Source organism: Maridesulfovibrio sp. (genome assembly GCF_963677005.1).
Lineage (GTDB): Bacteria > Desulfobacterota > Desulfovibrionia > Desulfovibrionales > Desulfovibrionaceae > Maridesulfovibrio.
This window is the reverse complement of sequence record NZ_OY781616.1, coordinates 3,974,598-3,993,237: the sequence shown is the minus strand read 5'-3', so window position 1 is coordinate 3,993,237 and position 18,640 is coordinate 3,974,598. Positions and strand designations below refer to the sequence as shown.

Annotated in this window: 16 protein-coding genes and 1 tRNA gene; 12 read left to right on the top strand and 5 right to left on the bottom strand. The window is 49.9% G+C overall.

Features of this window, described 5'->3' with window-relative positions; all coding sequences use genetic code 11:
* The first annotated feature begins 312 nt into the window (after positions 1-312).
* The 4 genes from ACKU4E_RS17655 to ACKU4E_RS17640 all read left to right on the top strand — a co-directional run bounded on the left by ACKU4E_RS17655 (position 313) and on the right by ACKU4E_RS17640 (position 4,303).
* Positions 313-1,047 (top strand): cysteine hydrolase, encoded by a 735-nt coding sequence (locus ACKU4E_RS17655; protein ID WP_320172381.1) that lies wholly within the window; start codon positions 313-315, stop codon positions 1,045-1,047.
* A gap of 1,062 nt (positions 1,048-2,109) precedes the next feature.
* Positions 2,110-2,880 (top strand): transporter substrate-binding domain-containing protein, encoded by a 771-nt coding sequence (locus ACKU4E_RS17650; RefSeq protein ID WP_320172380.1) that lies wholly within the window; start codon positions 2,110-2,112, stop codon positions 2,878-2,880.
* 26 nt (positions 2,881-2,906) lie between these two features.
* A complete protein-coding gene (locus tag ACKU4E_RS17645; protein ID WP_320172379.1) occupies positions 2,907-3,599 on the top strand; it encodes an ABC transporter permease in 693 nt (230 codons plus the stop codon).
* Positions 3,599-4,303, top strand: a complete 705-nt coding sequence (locus ACKU4E_RS17640; protein ID WP_320172378.1) for an ABC transporter permease subunit — start codon at positions 3,599-3,601, stop codon at positions 4,301-4,303. The genes ACKU4E_RS17645 and ACKU4E_RS17640 overlap by 1 nt, the downstream gene beginning before the upstream one ends.
* Before the next feature lie 103 nt (positions 4,304-4,406).
* Here the strand turns inward: ACKU4E_RS17640 and ACKU4E_RS17635 are convergent, their stop codons facing one another.
* On the bottom strand, positions 4,407-5,693 hold the full coding sequence (locus ACKU4E_RS17635) for a caspase family protein (protein WP_320172377.1): 1,287 nt from the start codon (positions 5,691-5,693) through the stop codon (positions 4,407-4,409).
* Between the two features lie 299 nt (positions 5,694-5,992).
* On the opposite strand from ACKU4E_RS17635, the gene ACKU4E_RS17630 reads away from it, so the two are divergent.
* The gene (locus ACKU4E_RS17630; RefSeq protein WP_320172376.1) at positions 5,993-6,463 is read left to right on the top strand and encodes a nucleoside deaminase; all 471 of its coding nucleotides are present in this window, start codon (positions 5,993-5,995) and stop codon (positions 6,461-6,463) included.
* Between the two features lie 250 nt (positions 6,464-6,713).
* On the opposite strand, the gene ACKU4E_RS17625 is transcribed toward ACKU4E_RS17630, so the two are convergent.
* Positions 6,714-7,352: a TetR/AcrR family transcriptional regulator gene (locus tag ACKU4E_RS17625; protein ID WP_320172375.1), complete on the bottom strand. Its 639-nt coding sequence runs from the start codon at positions 7,350-7,352 to the stop codon at positions 6,714-6,716.
* A 350-nt stretch (positions 7,353-7,702) separates the two neighbouring features.
* On the opposite strand from ACKU4E_RS17625, the gene ACKU4E_RS17620 reads away from it, so the two are divergent.
* The 3 genes from ACKU4E_RS17620 to ACKU4E_RS17610 are packed head-to-tail and all read left to right on the top strand — an operon-like array spanning position 7,703 to position 11,174.
* Positions 7,703-9,847 (top strand): FUSC family protein, encoded by a 2,145-nt coding sequence (locus ACKU4E_RS17620; RefSeq protein ID WP_320172656.1) that lies wholly within the window; start codon positions 7,703-7,705, stop codon positions 9,845-9,847.
* 17 nt (positions 9,848-9,864) lie between these two features.
* Positions 9,865-10,071, top strand: a complete 207-nt coding sequence (locus ACKU4E_RS17615) for a DUF1656 domain-containing protein (protein WP_320172374.1) — start codon at positions 9,865-9,867, stop codon at positions 10,069-10,071.
* A gap of 5 nt (positions 10,072-10,076) precedes the next feature.
* Complete coding sequence (locus ACKU4E_RS17610; protein ID WP_320172373.1) at positions 10,077-11,174, top strand: HlyD family secretion protein; 1,098 nt, start codon at positions 10,077-10,079, stop codon at positions 11,172-11,174.
* Positions 11,175-11,654: 480 nt separating this feature from the next.
* Here the strand turns inward: ACKU4E_RS17610 and ACKU4E_RS17605 are convergent, their stop codons facing one another.
* Positions 11,655-12,161, bottom strand: a complete 507-nt coding sequence (locus ACKU4E_RS17605) for a MarR family transcriptional regulator (protein WP_320172372.1) — start codon at positions 12,159-12,161, stop codon at positions 11,655-11,657.
* 247 nt (positions 12,162-12,408) lie between these two features.
* Between ACKU4E_RS17605 and ACKU4E_RS17600 the strand changes: the two genes are divergently transcribed.
* Together ACKU4E_RS17600 and ACKU4E_RS17595 are read left to right on the top strand one after the other, a co-directional pair.
* Positions 12,409-13,584: an ISL3 family transposase gene (locus tag ACKU4E_RS17600; protein WP_320170096.1), complete on the top strand. Its 1,176-nt coding sequence runs from the start codon at positions 12,409-12,411 to the stop codon at positions 13,582-13,584.
* A 96-nt stretch (positions 13,585-13,680) separates the two neighbouring features.
* A complete protein-coding gene (locus ACKU4E_RS17595; RefSeq protein WP_320172371.1) occupies positions 13,681-14,268 on the top strand; it encodes a cyclase family protein in 588 nt (195 codons plus the stop codon).
* A 79-nt stretch (positions 14,269-14,347) separates the two neighbouring features.
* Here ACKU4E_RS17595 and ACKU4E_RS17590 read toward each other — a convergent pair.
* Both ACKU4E_RS17590 and ACKU4E_RS17585 read right to left on the bottom strand, forming a co-directional pair.
* A tRNA-Ala gene (locus ACKU4E_RS17590) sits at positions 14,348-14,423 on the bottom strand.
* 134 nt (positions 14,424-14,557) lie between these two features.
* The gene (locus tag ACKU4E_RS17585) at positions 14,558-16,567 is read right to left on the bottom strand and encodes a molybdopterin-dependent oxidoreductase (protein WP_320172370.1); all 2,010 of its coding nucleotides are present in this window, start codon (positions 16,565-16,567) and stop codon (positions 14,558-14,560) included.
* 221 nt (positions 16,568-16,788) lie between these two features.
* Between ACKU4E_RS17585 and ACKU4E_RS17580 the strand changes: the two genes are divergently transcribed.
* Both ACKU4E_RS17580 and ACKU4E_RS17575 read left to right on the top strand, forming a co-directional pair.
* Positions 16,789-17,781, top strand: a complete 993-nt coding sequence (locus tag ACKU4E_RS17580) for an ABC transporter permease (protein ID WP_320172369.1) — start codon at positions 16,789-16,791, stop codon at positions 17,779-17,781.
* Positions 17,781-18,626, top strand: a complete 846-nt coding sequence (locus tag ACKU4E_RS17575) for an ABC transporter permease (protein WP_320172368.1) — start codon at positions 17,781-17,783, stop codon at positions 18,624-18,626. Before ACKU4E_RS17580 ends, ACKU4E_RS17575 begins: the two co-directional genes overlap by 1 nt.
* Positions 18,627-18,640 lie beyond the last annotated feature (14 nt).

Below are 18,640 nucleotides of genomic sequence, written 5' to 3'. Positions count from 1 at the left end.
CTGCAAAAACATGCGGGTTTTCCGCACACCCCAAAGACAGCTATTGACATCTGTGTAATCCGTCAGATAGAAGAGTATCCACAGTTGGCTGAGGGAGCTCGCAAGAGAGCCCGACATGACCGCTATTTCAAATGCTATGTACGCACCTCCATGAGTTCTTTTTCATGAGGAAAGCGTTGTCATTGTATTTGAGATAGCTTTTTTTTTGCCTTTTTACCGGTCGCAGTGCACACGTCGGCAAAAAATCAAGGCAGGAAAAGGCAGTTACAGACAATCCTGATCACTTTAAATATCTCGCAAAAAGAGGATGATATGAAATTGAAAGCAACAACCATCACACTTTTCCTTCTATTATTAAATTTTACTGTTTCCAACGCGTTCGGGGACAATCATTTCCTTACAACTCTGGAGGAACAGGTCTCACCTGATGTTTGCGCCGTTCTCGTTGTTGACACGCAAAATGATTATGTCGCCGATGACGGTATGCTCGGAAAGGCAGGCCTGCCGGTGAAAACTCTTCAAGCCAACGTTCCGGTTCTGAACAAGTTTATCGAAGCAGCCCGTCAGGCTGGAGCAACCGTAATATGGATTAAAAGCAGTCATTCACCTGCCGACTCCCTGCCCCCCTATATGGTCGGAAACATTTCAAGAAAAAAGGGACAAATGCCCAATAAAGCAGATTTTCTCTGTGCTCCGGGAAGCTACGGTCAGGAATACTACAAGGGGATGGTGAAGCGTCTTACCAGTGAGCCGGAAGTCATAAAAAACAGTTACAGCGCTTTTATCAACACTCAGTTGGATGCATATCTGCAGGCAAAGGGCATCAAAACCATTATCTCGACCGGATACATCACGGATGTATGCGTGGGAAGTACTGCTAAAACAGGATATTTCAAAGGGTATTACTCCATTATGCCCGTTGACGGCTCATCCAGCTACACAAAAGAGGCAACAGAGTCCTATTTGAAAAACCATAGAACATATTTCGGTTTTACTCCGACAACAGCTGAAATAATGAACATATGGAAGACAAAATATAAAAAATAGCGGAGATCTGCCTTCACCGGGATGACTTTTCCCGGAAAGATCACCAAAAGAAAGAGGGCGGAGGAAGATAAAAATAGTACTTTTCCTCCGCCCATTAAGACCTTGTAAGCGTCATGCCGTTATCATCCAGCCCCCCCCCCTAGGGCCCCCAAATAACCGATTTTATCTTCGACGGCACCAGTAAGCACCATTTTTTTTACGCACAAGACTCTCTGCCTCAATAAACCCTGCCAAGATTTCCGCACCGATGATTTTTATTACCCACCTCGAAAAGATACCGCAAATCATGTAACTTACAGCATTATATAAGCAGCGACCGCAATTTCACGAATTTACAAAGCCACAGAAAACGGACAAAAAGAGTTAAACTCCTCCTGAAATTTCAGCATAATGAAGCCCAATCTATGTATGCAGGTGATAAAAATATCTGAGTGGCAAAAATTTACCCAAGAAAAGCCCTCGTCAATCAGACTTTTGGAGGAAGGACGGCGGCGGCTGGTGTGTTAATAGGGACCAGGCTTTGAGTCACTTTGAGAAATTCGATTGCTTTTAAAATAGACCTATTCTGCTCAAAACATGCTTTTTTGAGGCTAACAAAAGAGGATTAGGCAACTTTAATATACTAATTGATATTCAACCGAGTTTTTTTTGCCTGTAATGTGGAAAGAAGTGGTTTTGCTACAAGGTTGTAAGCACTGGTTTAAGTCCGACAGAATTTCACAGAAAAAGCGGATGCCCAAATCCAAGCGTCTAAATTACGATCTGGAATATGAACGTAGCACAGCCCTTTTAAGCAGCTATCAGTCCAGTAATCATGCCTGAATTGCAGAGCATCCCGGATTCTTCCACAGCAGTATATCGGGCCCTGCGACAATCGCGAAAAACGAGTTCCGACATGAAAGACTGTCACCGGCTAAATTCGAAATCAATTTTCAAGAAAATGTCTTTGCGGCTTAACTGATTGTCTCCAAAAGAGCGGCATAGGTTCACGGCCACAATAGCCTAAAATATAATGACATTCCTTTTAACAAGGGAATGCCGCAACAAAAAAAGGATAAGAGAATGCAAAAAATAGCAGTACTCGTATTTATGCTTATTGTTCTGTCTGCAGGAAGCGCCATGGCGCAGGCCCCCCTGAAAATAGCCATAGAGGGTCAGTATCCGCCTTTCAATTATGTGGACAGCCAGGGAACTCCCAAAGGATTTGAAGTAGACCTTGCCAAGCAGATTTGCGCGATAATCGGACGTGAGTGCAAATTCGTGGTTCTGGACTGGGACGGTATAATCACCGGCCTTCTGGCCCGCAAGGTGGATATGGTCATGGCCAGCATGTCCATCACGGAAGAACGAAAACAGTCCGTAGCGTTCACCAAAAAGTATTATGAAGAAAGCGGCAGCTACGTAACAAGAAAGGGCTCCGGCATGGTCATTTCGAAAGAGGGACTGGAGGGTAAACGGGTCGGCGTGCAGCGCTCCACTACCTGGAGTTCCTATATTGAAAACACATACCCCGGCGTTGATGTGGTCTATTATGACGATGACAACCGGGGTCTCCTGGACCTTCTGGCCGGCCGCATCGATACCTATCTTGCCCAGAGCTACTTTATGAACCAATGGCTCAAAAAACCGGAAGCAAAGGAATTGCAAATTTCCGGAGACCCCGTTAGAGACTCGCAGTATATAGGAGAAGGCATCGGTATCGCGGTACGAAAAGGTGATGTCGAACTGAAAAAGCAGTTGGATGAAGCTTTGGCTACAATATTGAAGAACGGAACTTACAAAAAAATAGCTTCCAAGTATTTCAATTTCGATATCTACGGTTTTGGAATGTAATTATTCCCGCAAAGGAGGGGTCTGTAGTGATCGGTCTTGATGGGTATGGTGAGTCCCTGATGATGGGGGTGTTGAACACCATACAGATATCAGGATATTCTCTTGGAATAGGATTGTGTCTTGGAATGGCCGGTGCAGCAGCGAAACTGTCCGGCCACAAAATGTTACGGGGCGCGGCGGACGGAATAACTTCCTTCATCCGGGGTATACCCGAACTTCTCTTTGTCCTTGCCGTATATCTTGGCAGCAGCGTGGCAATCAACGATGCGGCCCTGTATTTTGGATATACCGAATATATAGAGCTGGATGCATTCTGGGCCGGAGTAGTCGCCCTGAGTATTATTTTCGGGGCCTATGCCACGGAAGTGTTCCGAGGCGCCATTCAAGCCGTGCCCAAAGGACAGACCGAGGCGGCCTATGCTTCGGGGCTGACTCCTTTTATGACATTCAGAAAGGTCATCTTGCCCCAGATGTGGAGAATTGCCCTGCCGGGGCTGGGTAATCTTTTTCTGGTTCTGCTCAAGAACACGGCTTTGCTGTCCGTCATCGGAGTTCAGGAATTGATGCGAAAAACCGGCTCCGCAGTGGGGTTCACTAAAAAACCTTTTCTGTTTTACCTTGCAGCCACGTTTTTGTACCTGATTCTGACGGCAATCAGCATGGTTGTCATGGAATGGCTTGAAAAAAAGAGCCAACGTGGGATTAGAAAGGTGCTTTGATGGATTTCGAACTGATGATGAAGTCGATTCCCAAGCTGCTGGCGGCAACGGAATTGACCTTGCTGCTTGTGGGCCTGACCCTTGTTCTCGGGCTGGCACTATCCCTCGTGGTTGCCTTTCTGCGCGTATCCAGGAAAAAATATTTCAGATGGCCTGCATACGCATACATCTTTTTTTTCCGTGGAAGCCCGCTCCTGGTGCAGCTGTTTTTGATTTATTACGGCCTGCCCCAGTTGGAATGCGTGCGGGACAGCTTTATATGGCCGCTGCTTCGGCAACCTTTGCTGTGTGCCCTGCTGGCCTTTTGCCTGAACACCGCCGCCTATACAGGCGAGCTGCTCCGGGGGGCCATAGAGGCCGTACCCGCAGGACAGATTGAAGCCGGGATGTGTCTGGGCATGTCCCGGTGGCAGATATTCAGGAAGATTGTGCTGCCTCAGGCGATACGAATCGGCCTTCCCGCCTATAGCAACGAAGTGGTCTACACCATCAAGGACAGCTCTCTCGCCAGTGTGGTCACGCTCCTTGAACTGACCGGCATGGCCAGGAACATCGTGGCCCGGACGTACAAACCCATTGAGATATTTTTACTGACCGCGTGTATTTATCTTATTTTGGTCTTTGTGGCGACAAGGTTGCTCAGAATGGTGGAGGGGCTTTTGCCGCCCCATGATAAAAAAAGCGACAGGCTTGGACTGTCTTGAAGGAGAATTACTTAACATCGTCCCCGTTCTTTAAGGGCACCGACTCTACCAGAACGTGATCTGAGTGTTAATACAAGCCCACTACACTCACACAGTCGCCCAACTACCGCTGATAGGATGGGGCTTCCAAGAAATAAAAACGATCAACCAGCGAGGAGGACTCCCACGGCACCTGCCCGCCACCGGTTTCCTGCACCACGCCCTTTCTCGTGTAAAAAAAGACATCGCTGATATCGAGTCCCGGTTGCATCAGGTATTGAAGCAGATACTTCGTGTACACGCCGTTGCGACCACTGCCGTCAGCGGCCACGGAACCCGGTGCGGTAGAATAGGCCACGATGGACCCGGTTGGCGCGTCCATGCGAGCCAACCCCCTCTGCCCCGAACGAAAACTGCGGGCAAAGGGATTATTGCGGCAGGCATCGAGGATTACTATGTTAAGAGCATTACCGGCATCCTCCATCTTGCCTAGGATACGGCCCGCATCAAGACATTCGTAGCGGACATCGGATTCTGATCTGACGGTCGCGTCAACAGGGATGAGATAATTCCTTCCCCCAACCTGCATGCCATGCCCCGCATAATAGAACAGCCCCACGCCGCCTTTCTGCAGACTGGCGTAAAACCGGTCCATGGCATTCTCCATATCGCGCAGCCTGGCGTTCTTGACCAGAATAACATTAAATCCCAACCGAAGCAGGGCCTTGCCTACGTCCTTGGCGTCATTGACCGGGTTCTTCAAAGGGGCATCCCTGTATGCGCTATTGCCGATAACCAGAGCATACCGTTCACCCTTTACCGCAACCGGAGCGGGAATACCCGCAACAACAGCGACCGGTGCATTAATTTCATCAATGGCAGTTGCCAGCCTGCGTGATGTGCCCAACTCGTTGCTCAAAGCCGCAAGAGCCCTTCCCGCTGCTTCCTTGAATCCGACCGAACTGGCCGGATAGGGAACCACGCTCACGCCATGCGCTTCAACTTCGGCAAGCACACGGCGTTCCCAGTCTACAAACGATCCTTTAAGATTCACGGAATTCTGCTCACCTGACATGCTCCCCAGACTCACTTGCGTGTCAAAAACCATTACCAAGTCCAACCCCATGGACCTGGCCTGCTCCAGAGAATCGACCTTGACCACTTCCCCGAACAACCGGGTAAGAATTTTACGGAGATTATTCGACACGTAGGCTGTATCCAGATCCTCCATGGCCCCGGTATTGGAAAAAATACCCATTTTCATGGCTTCGCGATACTTGCTGATGAAGTCCTGTGACTTCTGTACATTTCCAGAAAAAAGCAGCCCCAGGCGCACCTCTTCATATAAACCGGACACGGACTGCGTGGTATTGAGATCGGCCAGTGGATCCTGATATTGGGGTGGGGGCATAATGCAAGCGGTCAGCGTTGCCAAAAGGATGAAAGAAAGAATATGGAGATGCAACTGACAAATCGGCCTGACCTTGGAGGCAAAAGCTTCCCCAAAGATGCGGAGACTAAACATCACTCTCCTCCTATATTACTTTCAATTTAGCAATAAGGAATGGTCATGACAAGGAAAAGGGGGATTATCTCAAGGACGGGGGCGATCAGTAGCTGATCATATTCGGTTTTAGATGCTGCAAGACAAGTCACAATAACTCATTGATATTAACCTGTACATTTTATAGGCAATAAAAAGGTGACAAAATGAAAAATCAAAAAAAATATTTGATGCGCGCAATAGAGCTTTCGAGGGAAAGTTATTTACGTGGCGGTGGACCGTTCGGAGCCGTCGTAGTTAATAAGGATGCAATTGTCGGTGAAGGAATGAATTTAGTCACACCAACAAACGATCCAACCGCTCATGCCGAGATAGTAGCCATACGGATGGCTTGTAAAAAACTATCAACCTTTGATCTCTCGGGGAGTCAGATTTATACAAGTTGTGAACCCTGTCCGATGTGTTTAGCCGCCATTTGGTGGGCAAGAATAGATGCAATTTATTATGGAAATACAAAAAATGATGCTGCCTCAATTGGATTTGATGATGCTGATATTTATAAAGAAATGTGCATAGATATGAACAAACGGAAAATTCCATTAGTTCAAATGTTGCATTCTGAATCAATAAAAGTTTTTGATGAATGGATTAAGTCTGAAAACAAATTGATGTATTGAACTAAATCGGTTCTATTTCAAAGAAAGGGGCGATGTTCACACCCGGTTCACCTACAGGATCACCAGCGACGAAAAAGCCTAGTCATCTTGATCGATAACCAGGCTTAATTCTTAGAAATTTCGAATGGTGGAGCTGAAGAGAATTGAGCTCTTGGCCTCTTGAATGCCATGCCTGCCGGAGGCTTCGAAGAACTGTTAGTCTATAACTCTCTGGACACCTGCGCGTTCTTTTCAGCTATGGTTCGGATACTCAGTCCGGAGCGTCAGATGTTTTTTGCTCGTTCAGTATAGTGAAGAGTTTGGAAAGGATATTGGCAAGTTCCTCCGTATTTTCTTTTTCCAACGCAGGCAGTTTGATCACTTGGCGCATGAGCTTGTATCCGGATATTAGAGCAAGGCAAAGCGCAGCGTTGATTTCCGGAGTCTTCCCAGGAGCGTTTCCGGTGATAGGTTCAAGATAGCGGATTGCCTTTTCACGCAAGATTCGGGCGGCCTGTTCGTTGCCGACCGAGCGCAGGAGAATCACAGTACCGTCGGGAGTAATGCCGGAATTGGAAGTGGCCATAAGTTCTCTGGCCATATCTCGGCCCAAGGCTTCAGCGTTGTGTTCCTCGTTTTGCCAAGCAGCACGCAACAGACCATGCATGGCAAGCGTCTCTTCCACCACTTCCTCAAAGAGTTGTTCCTTTGAGCCGAAATAGTGCTTCACCAGCATGGCCGTCACACCGGCATTCTCGGCTATCGTCCTTACCCCTGCACCGTCATACCCATATTTAGTGAAGGCCAGACGCGCCGAATCCAGGATGGCTTGTCTGGTGGCAACAGGATTGCGTTGACGTTTGCCAGGCGTTGACGTGTTTTTTTTAGATCTGTTTTTTTGGGGAGGCATTTTTGTTCTTTTCCTTGGCATATCACAGGTGGGAATGCGCTATTTTGACAATTGCCCGCTGCTTTCGGCTTGCAGTGACCGGGAGAAGAACCCAGCCATATTAATACATTTTTTTGATCACTGGAAGCCGGTCTTTGGGCGATTCCTATCCCTGATAGCATAATTCTACAAGTGTAGACAAGTGTTCGACATTAGTCTACACCTGTAGAAAAGATTTGGTGCTCGCTGCAATATATATAAATCGGATAGTTAAACGCGGGCTTTAGTAAATTCAAATTTCATTCGGCCCCACAAGGAGGGTGAGCGACTGCCTATTGTTAAGAAAGGCAGTCCATTCACTGTTCATTCAGATGCAACCATCGTATTCTTTTTCCCTCTCTCTTCCCGCTCGGGAATCGATCAAGGCTGGACTTGCCATGGCGATTACCGGCGGTATTGCCATGGGGCTTGGATGGTCCAACCCCAGTTGGGCTTGCATTGCCGTGGCCGTGGTCAGTATGCCTACCGTAGGAGAGTCGATCAATAAGGGGCTGCACCGGTTGCTGGGAACTTTGTTAGGCGGAGGCTTAGCCCTTTTGCTTGTGGCGCTGTTTGCCCAGGACCGTTGGGCATTCGTGTTCGGCATGTCCATAATACTTGGATACTCAATATACCGCATGACAATATCCCGATATGTGTATGTCTGGTTTATCTGCGGTTATATCAGCCTTTTTCTGGCCTCCTATGTCCCCGACACCTCGCAGCAAATATTCAACCTCGTAACGTCGCGCGTTCAGGAAACCGCCTTGGGTGTGGTGGTCTATTCAGCGGTATCGACGCTGTTGTGGCCGCAAAAAAGCGCTCTTGGTTTGAATAACCTGGTGGTGAAATTACTGGATACGCAAAAAAAGGCTTTGCAAGGCTGTTTTTCTATGATGCGGGATTGCGCATCTTCCGGCTCCGAGGCCTTGTATGGGCTGGAGGCCCAGCTTGTTTCACAACTGTGGCGAGTTTTGGACGCAGCCGAAGTGGAGCAGTTTGAAATATATGAAGTCCGAGGCTGGTGGCGCCAACTCATTAGTCAGACTGAACAGCTTATGGAATCCCTGGAATTGTGGCGCGAGAGCCTTTCAGAATTGCCGCCTGACATGCCGGTGGAAATGGTTTTCATTAATATCGATGAATTCCAGGCGGCTATTGCTGAAAGTCTGGACCAGTCCGCTCTTCTGTTGCAGGCAACTTCCGGAGACGAACCGCAGAGGGTTGACCTCACCGTTGATACAAGACAGCTTGCCATGCTTTCTCACCATGAACAGGCTGTATGGAACAACGTGCGGTATGCGTTGGAGCGGATCGAAACTTTGGTAGCCTCGTTGCATATAACCATTCAAATGCTCGTATCACCGCCCCGATCTAGCATCTGGGAACAGCCGAAAAAGGTTTCCGCTCTGTCCAGACCAGCGGATGCCGACAGTCTCGCCGGCTTGGCTCGTGGCTTCGTAGGCATTTGGGTTGCCGCGTTTTTCTGGATTTATGTTGATGGGCCGGGACATCTTTTTTTTGTGGTCTTTGTCGGGATCAATATCCTGCTGGGCCAGCTCGCGCCCATACAGTGGGCAAAGTTCTTTGTTTCGGAAAGTGTCGGCATTCTCCTGGCCGGAGTCTTGTATGTTTTCGTCATGCCGCACCTGTCCGGATATTTTGAATTATCCATACTCTTGTTTACGCTCACGACAGTGCTTTACTACATATTCTGGCATCCACGTATGACGATGCTCAAGATGGCCAGCATCTTGCCGTTCCTGTTGCTGGTAAGCTTTCGCTCGCAGCAGCAGTATGATTTCGCGGCGTTTGCCAATAGCGCCTTGTCCATGCTCCTGGCTCTTACCTTTGGCGCGCTTGTCTCCTCGTTCCCCTTCTCGCAACGTCCTGAGAAAATGTGCTTGCGTGTCGTACGACGGTTTTTCCGTCAGGCCAGCCGTTTTCTTGAACAATCCACGCAACCGGCCTCGAACCGGAAAAGAGACATTTCGGCATCCGGGCTGGCCTGTATGCAGATTTCCGCAGGGAAAGCAGGCAGATGGGCGGGGAGCATCGACTATGAACTGATTCCGGATAATTCATCCGAGCAGACTGCGGCTCTGGTCGGCAGCCTTAATTCCATCGCCTATCGGTTCAAAATGCTGGCCGATGCCCGGGCGGCCTGCCCCGTGTTCCAAGACGGTTTTGGGAAGCATGTTCGGGAATGGGAGACCGTCATCGGCGAGGCAATTGATCCCTGGGCCCATGGCCGGTTCGAGGAGGTGCCTGCCGGAATATTGCAGGACCGTCTTCCTGAACTGGAAGCTGGCCTAGAGACGACTTTGGCGGCGGTGTCCGAGGAAGCTGGAGTGGATACCTACGCAGCCACCTCCCGTCTGCTTGGCTGTTACCGGGGGGTGTATAGAGCCCTTATTACCCATGCAAGAATTTGTACGGGATTTAATTGGAATGTCTGGCGCGAGTCGCGCTTTTAGATAGAGGAGAATACGCATTGCTTTATCCCAGTGAACTGAACCTTGGCGGGGTATATTTCCCGCCACTTTTTGTGGCAGGTGCCTTTGGCCTGTTTGGCACCTATTTTCTGACGCAAATCCTGAACCGTTATCGGCTGTCACGCTTTTTTGCCTCGCCGCCGCTGGCGTTCTTCTCCTTTGTCATTATTCTCGCGCTTTCCTTTGACCTGCTTATTTTTGGGTAAACAGTATGAATCTTCTTTCGAAAAAAGTTCTTCTCACCTCTGCGGTGGTTCTTTGCGCTGCCTTTTTGCTGGTAATCAAGTTCAGGAATTACATTTCCAATCCCTGGACGCGGGACGGGCAGGTCCGGGCCAATGTCGTGCAGATCGCGCCACGGGTCTCGGGGCCCATTGTGCAACTGCCGATCAGGGACAACCAGTTTGTCCACAAGGGGGATCTGTTGTTTGAAATAGATCCCCGGACCTATGCAGCGGCCATGGACGAGGCCCAGGCGAATCTTGATCAGGCCATGGATCAGATCAAAAACCGCCAGAGTCAGGTGGAAAGTGCAAAGGCGTCCCTGCAGCAAGCGTTGATACGGGTACGCAATGCCCAACTGGGCATTACGAGCGCCCGGGTGCACGCGAATGAAGCCACCAAAAACCTTGATCGATACAAGACTCTGATAGCCAACGACACCATAGCCAAACGGGATTATGATTCGATCCATGAAACCGCCGTGACCGCCAATGCGCAGTTTGAACAGGCGCAGACTCAGTTGGATCAGGCCCGCGCCGCCAAGGAGCAGGCAGAGGCGGAACTGGACCAGGTCAAGGCGATGTTGGGCGCCTCCGGAAAAGCCAATCCCTTATTGCGGCAGGAACTGGCCCGGTGGGAACAGGCGCGCCTTAATCTGGAATTTACCAAGGTTCGGGCTCCGGTGGACGGATATATCACTAATCTTAACATCCGTCAGGGGAGTCTGGCCGTTGCCAACCAACCGCTGCTTGCCCTGATTGACGCTAACAGCTTCTGGGTTGACAGTTACTTCCGCGAAAGTTCGCTTGCCCATATCAGAAAAGGCGACAAGGCAGTGGTGACACTGATGACCTACCCTGAGAAGCCGCTTGTCGGGACCGTTGAGAGTATCGGCTACGGAATAGCCCAACCCAACGGTGCTACCGGGGAAAACCTGTTGCCGTCCATCAGCCCGACGTTCGAGTGGATTCGGTTGGCCCAGCGTATCCCTGTCAGGGTCGGTATTCTGGACAAGTCCAAAGATGTGACGCTCAGAATCGGGACTACCGCCTCTGTCTTGATTGAAACTGAAGTGCAGAAGCCGTAATCGGCTCTACCCGGCTCTACCGGCTCTACCTCAAAGACAGTGGCATTAAAAAAGGACTCACGATTTTCATCGTAAGTCCTTATAATTTCGAATGGTGGAGCTGAAGAGAATTGAACTCTTGGCCTCTTGAATGCCGTGCAAGCTCATCGTCTGTAGTTGTTTGGAATACTTATTGTTTTTAGCGTGAAATATACATCAAAGGTATATTTGCGGGCAAAAAGTATTTTTTTGTATATTCCTGAGAGGTATAGAAATGGTATATCCCGCCCCCCAATGCCACACTCTACAGGGCCATCTTGTTCTCGGACCGGAGACAATCGCCGCACAATGCTGACCCAGACCGAGTAACTTTCCATTCCAAACACTCCATACACAATGCATTCCTCAACTATTGAGGGTATCCGCCGCCCTAACCATTCACCATCATCCCGATATCATTTGTATAATCACTTGTACCCCCCGTGTCCCGGAACATACAAGTCATGAAATATTGGGCAGCACATCCTCCGAGGATTCATCGATAGCGTTCGAAATACTATGTAAGATGGTTCTGAATAGTTCCAATTCGTTCTCATCGTACTTCTCAATGGAATGGATAATACAGCCCTTTGCGCTGTCATGAAGTCTTTTGTGAATATTGCAAACAGTTACACCATCACGTGTTAACACATAGTATTGGTTCTTCTTATTCGCACTATCCTTTTCAGACTTGATCATTCCCTTTTGCAAAAGCCGACTGGCCATTTTTGATACTCCGCCCTTCGTCAGGCCAAGCGCCTTGGTTAAGGCGGTACCGTTTATCGGCTCAGCCTCAGCAACTGCCGCAAGAAAATGGATTTCAGACAGCGAAAGGTTGGACATGCCTGCTTCCTGCTCCGCACAGTGCTGTAGCACCTTCCCCATTTGGATATTCGCCTCCTCAAACCGGTGCATGAGCAGCGCAAGGTCATTAACCACTAATTCACCGTTTTTATTCTCTTTCCCCACAGCACACACTCTCTTCTATTGATTGACTCAATCCTATGGTCATCATTTTTTGTATACCTGATTTTTTTGTTGACTTGGAAACTAAATCAAAATAGTTTCCAAGTCAACAAAAACCAGAAGCTCAACTTTGGCTCTACCTCAAAGAAAGGGGCGATGACTTAATCCGATAAAAAGAAAGGCATACCGAACCGACTCGATATGCCCTATAAATTGATCAAATTTCCGACCAAAGAAAGGAGATCAATTTATGGATCGAATCTTAATCGGCCTGCCCGATTTTGCAATCAAAAATGTGGTGTCGTATTTTCCGATAATTCTTGAGGTAGAGTGGACAGGCAAGCCAATTTGTCCTCGGTGCCGAAGTTCTTCATTTCGGATCAAGGATACGTTCAGGCGATTTATCAAGAGCATTCCGCATAACGGGCGCGCATCGATTTTGCGGGTAAAGTGCCACAAGTATCACTGCAAGGATTGTGGTCGATATTTCAACACCCGTATGGACGGGATTAAGAAGTGGAGCCGCTCTACCGAAATTTTAAAGCGCGAAGTTTTTCGGCAGTACAACAACGGATCATGTAACAAGACCATTGCCAGTGAAAACGGAATCGGAGTTTCCAGCGTGGAGCGATTTTATCATCAGGTCATCAATCTAAAAGTCCGACAGCGCAGCAACTGGAAGTGTCCTCGGTATCTCGGAATTGATGAGCATCGTTTCACACGCAAAGTGGGGTTTGCAACCACGTTTTGCGACCTTGCAAACAATAAAATTTTTGACATAGCCATGGGCCGCAGTGCCGCTGAATTACTTCCCTTTCTCAGGACTCTTAAAGGGCGGAGTAAGGTAAAAGTAGTTTGTATAGATATGAATTCTGCTTATAGGCATATGGTCAAAACCTGGTTTCCGAACGCCCGGATTGTTTCGGATCGCTTTCACGTAATTCGGCTGGTGAACCAGCATTTCAGCAAGACCTGCAAGCTGATCGATGAAGAAAATATTTCGTATGGTCGGGGTGGAATTTTGCGGGCCATGCTGTGTCGGCAGGACCGTTTGTCAGACAAAAGGAAAGAGCTTTTATCTAAATATTTTGAGGCGCAACCGGCAATCGAAAGTCTTTACCACTTCTGCCATGAACTGAACGATCTGCTCAGAGTTAGGGCACAAAATGGCCGTAGCTGCAAAAAATACATTTTCGAACTGCTTGATAAAATCAAGCAACTTCAGCAGAGTCCTTTTGCTCCGCTTCGAACGCTGGGCAGAACTCTGAATAGCTGGAAAGAGGAAGTGGCCCGGATGTTTCGTTACGGTAAAAGCAACGGAACAACCGAAGGATTTCATCGGAAGATGAAACTTATCCAGAGGCGGGCATACGGATTTAGAAATTTCGAAAACTATCGGCTGCGTGTACGGGTTTTGTGCGGGTAGTCGAGAAGAAAATCAACGGTTGGAAATTTGATCATTCGGGCTTGTGCCCCTTTCTTTGGTGTAGACCCTCAACTTTAAACTAAAAAGGAAAACCTAATGCAACGCTTTGACCTGTCTTTTCCTCTGACTAACGAACTATTTGAACGTATGGAAAAGCTAGCCGCAAAACACACTCACATCCAAAAAATAGATCTGTTCGGGCACATCGGTACCCATCTTGATTTGATGGGGAAACCGTTCCCGGAAGACTACTTCACACTTTCGGGCCGAGTCTTTGATGTCCAAAAAATTGCCGGGCGGGACATCGAAACGACCGACATCAATCTAGACTGCATCGCGGAAAATGATTTTGTCTTTCTCCACAGTGGCTGCCTGTCCTCGCTTTCCTACGGATCAGACGAATACATGGCAGATCCCATCCAATTATCCTGGGACCTGATTGACAACTTGATAAGCAAAAAAGTTGCCATGATCGGAATTGATTTCGCAGGCATCCGCCAGCAGAAAGAGCACCATAAAGCAGACACTATTTGTGCTGAAGCCGGAACATTCGTAGTAGAAAACGTCTATTCGCTTGAAAACCTTCCAATCGAATCGGAGTACAGCACATTCACCGTCAATTGCTACCCCACGCGACTTGCAGACGCAACGGGACTACCCTGCAGAGTCATTGCGGAAATATAGGGCTCTACCGGCTCTACCTCAAAGAAAGGGCATTAAAAAAGGACTTACGATTTTCATCGTAAGTCCTTATAATTTCGGATGGTGGAGCTGAAGAGAATTGAACTCTTGGCCTCTTGAATGCCATTCAAGCGCTCTCCCAACTGAGCTACAGCCCCACGTAAGTGGTGAAGAAGTGTTTAAAGAATCCTGAGGCAGCTGTCAACATTCTTTTTACGAATAATTTAAAAAAGATCGGTCAACAAATCTTTAAAGGAATACCTGCCGATGATCCGGTAAGACTTTTCCGGGCTCACCCCTTACGGACATCCACGGTATTATCGTTCAGCGTCGTAGCCTCCCCTATGTCGGAAAGACGCTCGCGCATAAGAGTATTGACCAGATTTCCGTTTGCCGACTGCTCGGATTTGAATATGCCCGCAACGGCAACAGTTCCTCCGGCCACCAAAGGAGACAGCCGGACCGCAAAAGCCACCTCGCCAAGATCGTTGTATGCAAGGACAGAGTCTCCGTCCGCAATTGAACGGGCCGCGGCATCCTTCGGATGCATTACCAGCACCATTTCTCCGCGCCTATCAACCATTTCGTCCCGCTCAAGGAAAATGGAGTTGAGAGTCTCGCAGCTTGGTGCGGCAATAAGCCGTAGCGGATAGGCTCCTCCGTGACATTCCGTATAGCAGGGCAACGGATCGGAAAGGCTGTTATCTACAATCTGCACCTTCCCGGACGGCGTCCGCCAGTCTGTGTGATCGGAAAAAGGAATGGAGATCACCCCGCCGGTTTTCAGCGTTTCCCACTGATCAGCGGAGATTCCCTGCAAGCCCTGCATCGGGCGGGCAAGCAATTCATCAAGCAGATCATCTTCGGACCGTTGGAAATGACTGTCGGTGTAGCCCATCCCGCTAGCCAGAAGACTGAAAATATCCCAGTTGCTTCTGCACTCTCCCGGAGCCGAAACCACCTTGCGGGCCACGCCGAACGAGCAGTACCCGTAAGCACTGTAACAATCCGAATGCTCCACCGAAAAAGTTGCCGGAAGAATTATGTCCGCGTAGCGTGCGGTATCGGTCATGAAACGCTCATGAACAACGGTGAAAAGATCGGGATTAAGCAATCCGCTGCGGATTCCGGACTGGTTGGAGACAGAGCCCATCGGATTGCTGCCGTACACATGCAGACACGAAATGGGCACCTGCCCGTCCCCACCTTTCAGAGCCGCTGCAAGCTGGTTGATATTGACCTTTCGCGCATTGTTGCTGCGCAGGTCCGGGCGGGTGATAAGATCTGTGTCCACATAAGGCCCTCCTCCGGGGTTGCAGCCGCAAAACCCGCCGCCGGGACGTTTCCAAGCACCGGTAAAACAGGACAGGACGGTAATAAGCCGCACGGTCATGCCGCCGTTGCCATATCGGGAGTTGCCGCTGCCCAGAATGATTGCCGGCGCCGAAGCCGCTCCGTATTCCAAAGCAAGTTCGCGAATATCTCCGGCCGGAATTCCGGTTACAGTCTCGGCCCATTCCGGGGTGTATCTATCCAGAGTAACCAGAAATTCCTCATACCCGACAGTCTCGCTCCGGAGAAAAGCGGAATCTTCCAGCCCTGCCCCGACCAGAACATTCATCATGGCCAGTGCCAGAGCTCCATCCGTTCCGGGGCGGATCAACAAGACCCTGTCGCAATAGGGAGCCATGTCACCGGCAAAAGACTCAATCAGCACAACCTTCCGGCCATGCTTGCGACCATTGACCAGATCAGCCATGCTCTGCAGCCGCGTGGCCTTCATGTTGCTGCCCCAGACAACATAATAATCACTGTCCGCAAGTTCCCGGGGATCAAGACATCCGGTCGCGCCCATAACCGATGAGTACCCTGCTCCCTTGGCAGAAGCGCAAAGGGTTTTAACCAGATCGCAGGCTCCCATCCGGTTGAAAAGGGCATCACCGCAATAACGCTGAATAAGGCTCATCACACCGGAATAATAGAACGGCAGAATGGAATCCGGGCCATGTTCTTGAAGGGCGGCCTTCCAACGTCCGACAATGGTTTCAACAGCCTCGTCCCAGGAAATTTTTGTAAAATTTCCTTCACCTTTCCCGGAAATTCGTTTCAGGGGAGTGGTGATCCTGTCCGGGGAATTGATGGATTTTTCATAACGCTGCATTTTCCGGCAGATCAGCCCCTTGCAGACCGGGTCATCAGGGTCGCCTTTCACCTTTGTTATGCGTGTCCCGTCCGTTTGAACAAGAAGCCCGCACGATGTAGGACAGTCATACGGACAAATCGTCTTGAATGTTTTCATCATCAATACTCGTGGTTAAGCTGTGAGACGCCTGAAATTCAGTGGGCAAAGGCCTGCATGCAGCATAGACAGATACATTTCATGTTCAGGATGTGCAAGCGTTCACAGCACTAAACAAACCCAAAATAAGTTTACTTTTACAAAACACAACTATTGCTTAGTCCTGAAACTTCGATTATCTTAAGCCGGATTAAAAATTAACCAGTTCCCGCTCACGAGGTTCCATGCTAGACATCGCCCTGAAAATTTTTTCCAAAATCGCATGGGTTTCAGCGGTCTTTATCGGAATCACAATCATAAGCTTCTGGGTCATCCATCTGGCACCGGGCTCACCTACCGATATGCAGACCACCATGAACCCTGCCGCCACAATGGACACGCGCCTGAAACTAGAAAAGCTGTATGGTCTGGATAAACCGCTGCACACGCAGTACCTGAACTGGGTCTCCCGTCTGGTAAGGTTCGACTTCGGCCTCTCCATGTCCGGGGACAGACGTCCGGTATGGGACCGCATAAAGGAAAGACTTCCGCTGACTTTCGGCATGAATGCCGTTTCGCTGATACTGACCATGCTCATTGCCGTACCGATAGGCATGTATTCGGCATGGAAACAGGACGGATGGTTCGACCGGGGGATGACCGTCCTGGTTTTCATCGGTTTTGCGGTACCCGGATTCTGGCTGGCCCTGCTCCTAATGCTCTGGTTGGGAATCCATTACCCGATCTTTCCCATATCCGGCCTGACCTCGCTTGATTACGAACTGCTCTCCCCATGGGGCAAAGCTATGGATCTGGCCCGGCATCTGGCCCTGCCCATATTCATCTACACCTTCGGAAGTCTGGCCGGGATGTCCAGATTCATGCGCTCCTCCATGCTTGAAGTGCTCCGTCAGGACTACATCACAACTGCCAAGGCCAAGGGACTGCCCATGCGCAAGGTGCTTTTCAAACATGCGCTGCGTAACGGCCTGCTCCCGGTCATCACAATTCTGGGCCTTTCCATTCCGGGGCTTATCGGAGGGAGTGTCATCATCGAATCGATTTTTTCTCTTCCGGGACTGGGGCAGCTTTTCTACGGAGCGGTCATGTCCCGCGACTATTCGCTGATAATGGGATCGCTGGTTCTGGGAGCCCTGCTGACCCTTGCCGGAAACCTGCTGGCGGACGCGGCTTACGGCCTTGCCGACCCGCGCATACGCGCCGGAGGTGAAAACTGATGAGCGCCGGAAAACCGCTTGCTCCACCCACCAGACTGCAGAAATACGGCCTGCTGTATCTGGGCCTGTTTCTGGTAGGGACCGTCTCGCTGGCAGCCGTGCTGGCCCCGCTGCTGACACCATACGACCCCAACGCGCTGAATGTGGATCAGCTTCTGCTCCCGCCGAGCTCCGAACACCTTTTCGGCACGGACTCACTGGGCAGAGACCTGTTCACCCGCATGCTCTACGGAGGCAGGGTCTCGCTATGGGTGGGATTCGTTGCCGTGGGCATTTCCACTGCCATAGGGCTCGCGCTGGGTCTGGCTGCCGGATACTTCGGCGGTCTGGCCGATGAAATCATCATGCGCGGAGTGGATGTAATGCTCTGCTTTCCATCTTTTTTCCTGATTCTGGCGGTCATAGCCTTTCTTGAACCGGGACTGACCAACATCATGATCGTCATCGGCCTCACCTCATGGATGGGGGTGGCCAGACTGGTGCGAGCGGAAACACTGACCCTGCGCAAAAGAGACTTTGTCATGGCCTCCCGGCTGGCCGGAGCCGGTCCGGTACGCATCATGCTCACCCATATTCTGCCCAACGCCATAACCCCGGTGCTGGTTTCGGCCACTCTGGGCATTGCCGGGGCCATTCTGGTGGAATCATCCCTGAGTTTTCTGGGACTCGGTGTACAGCCGCCGGACCCGTCATGGGGAAATCTGCTCATGGACGGCAAGGAAGTGCTTGAAATTGCCCCGTGGCTTTCCATTTTTCCCGGCATGGCCATTCTGCTTACCGTTCTGGGCTACAACCTGCTCGGCGAGGCCCTGCGGGATATTCTCGATCCCCGACTGAAACAATGACCGAAGAAAGGTTA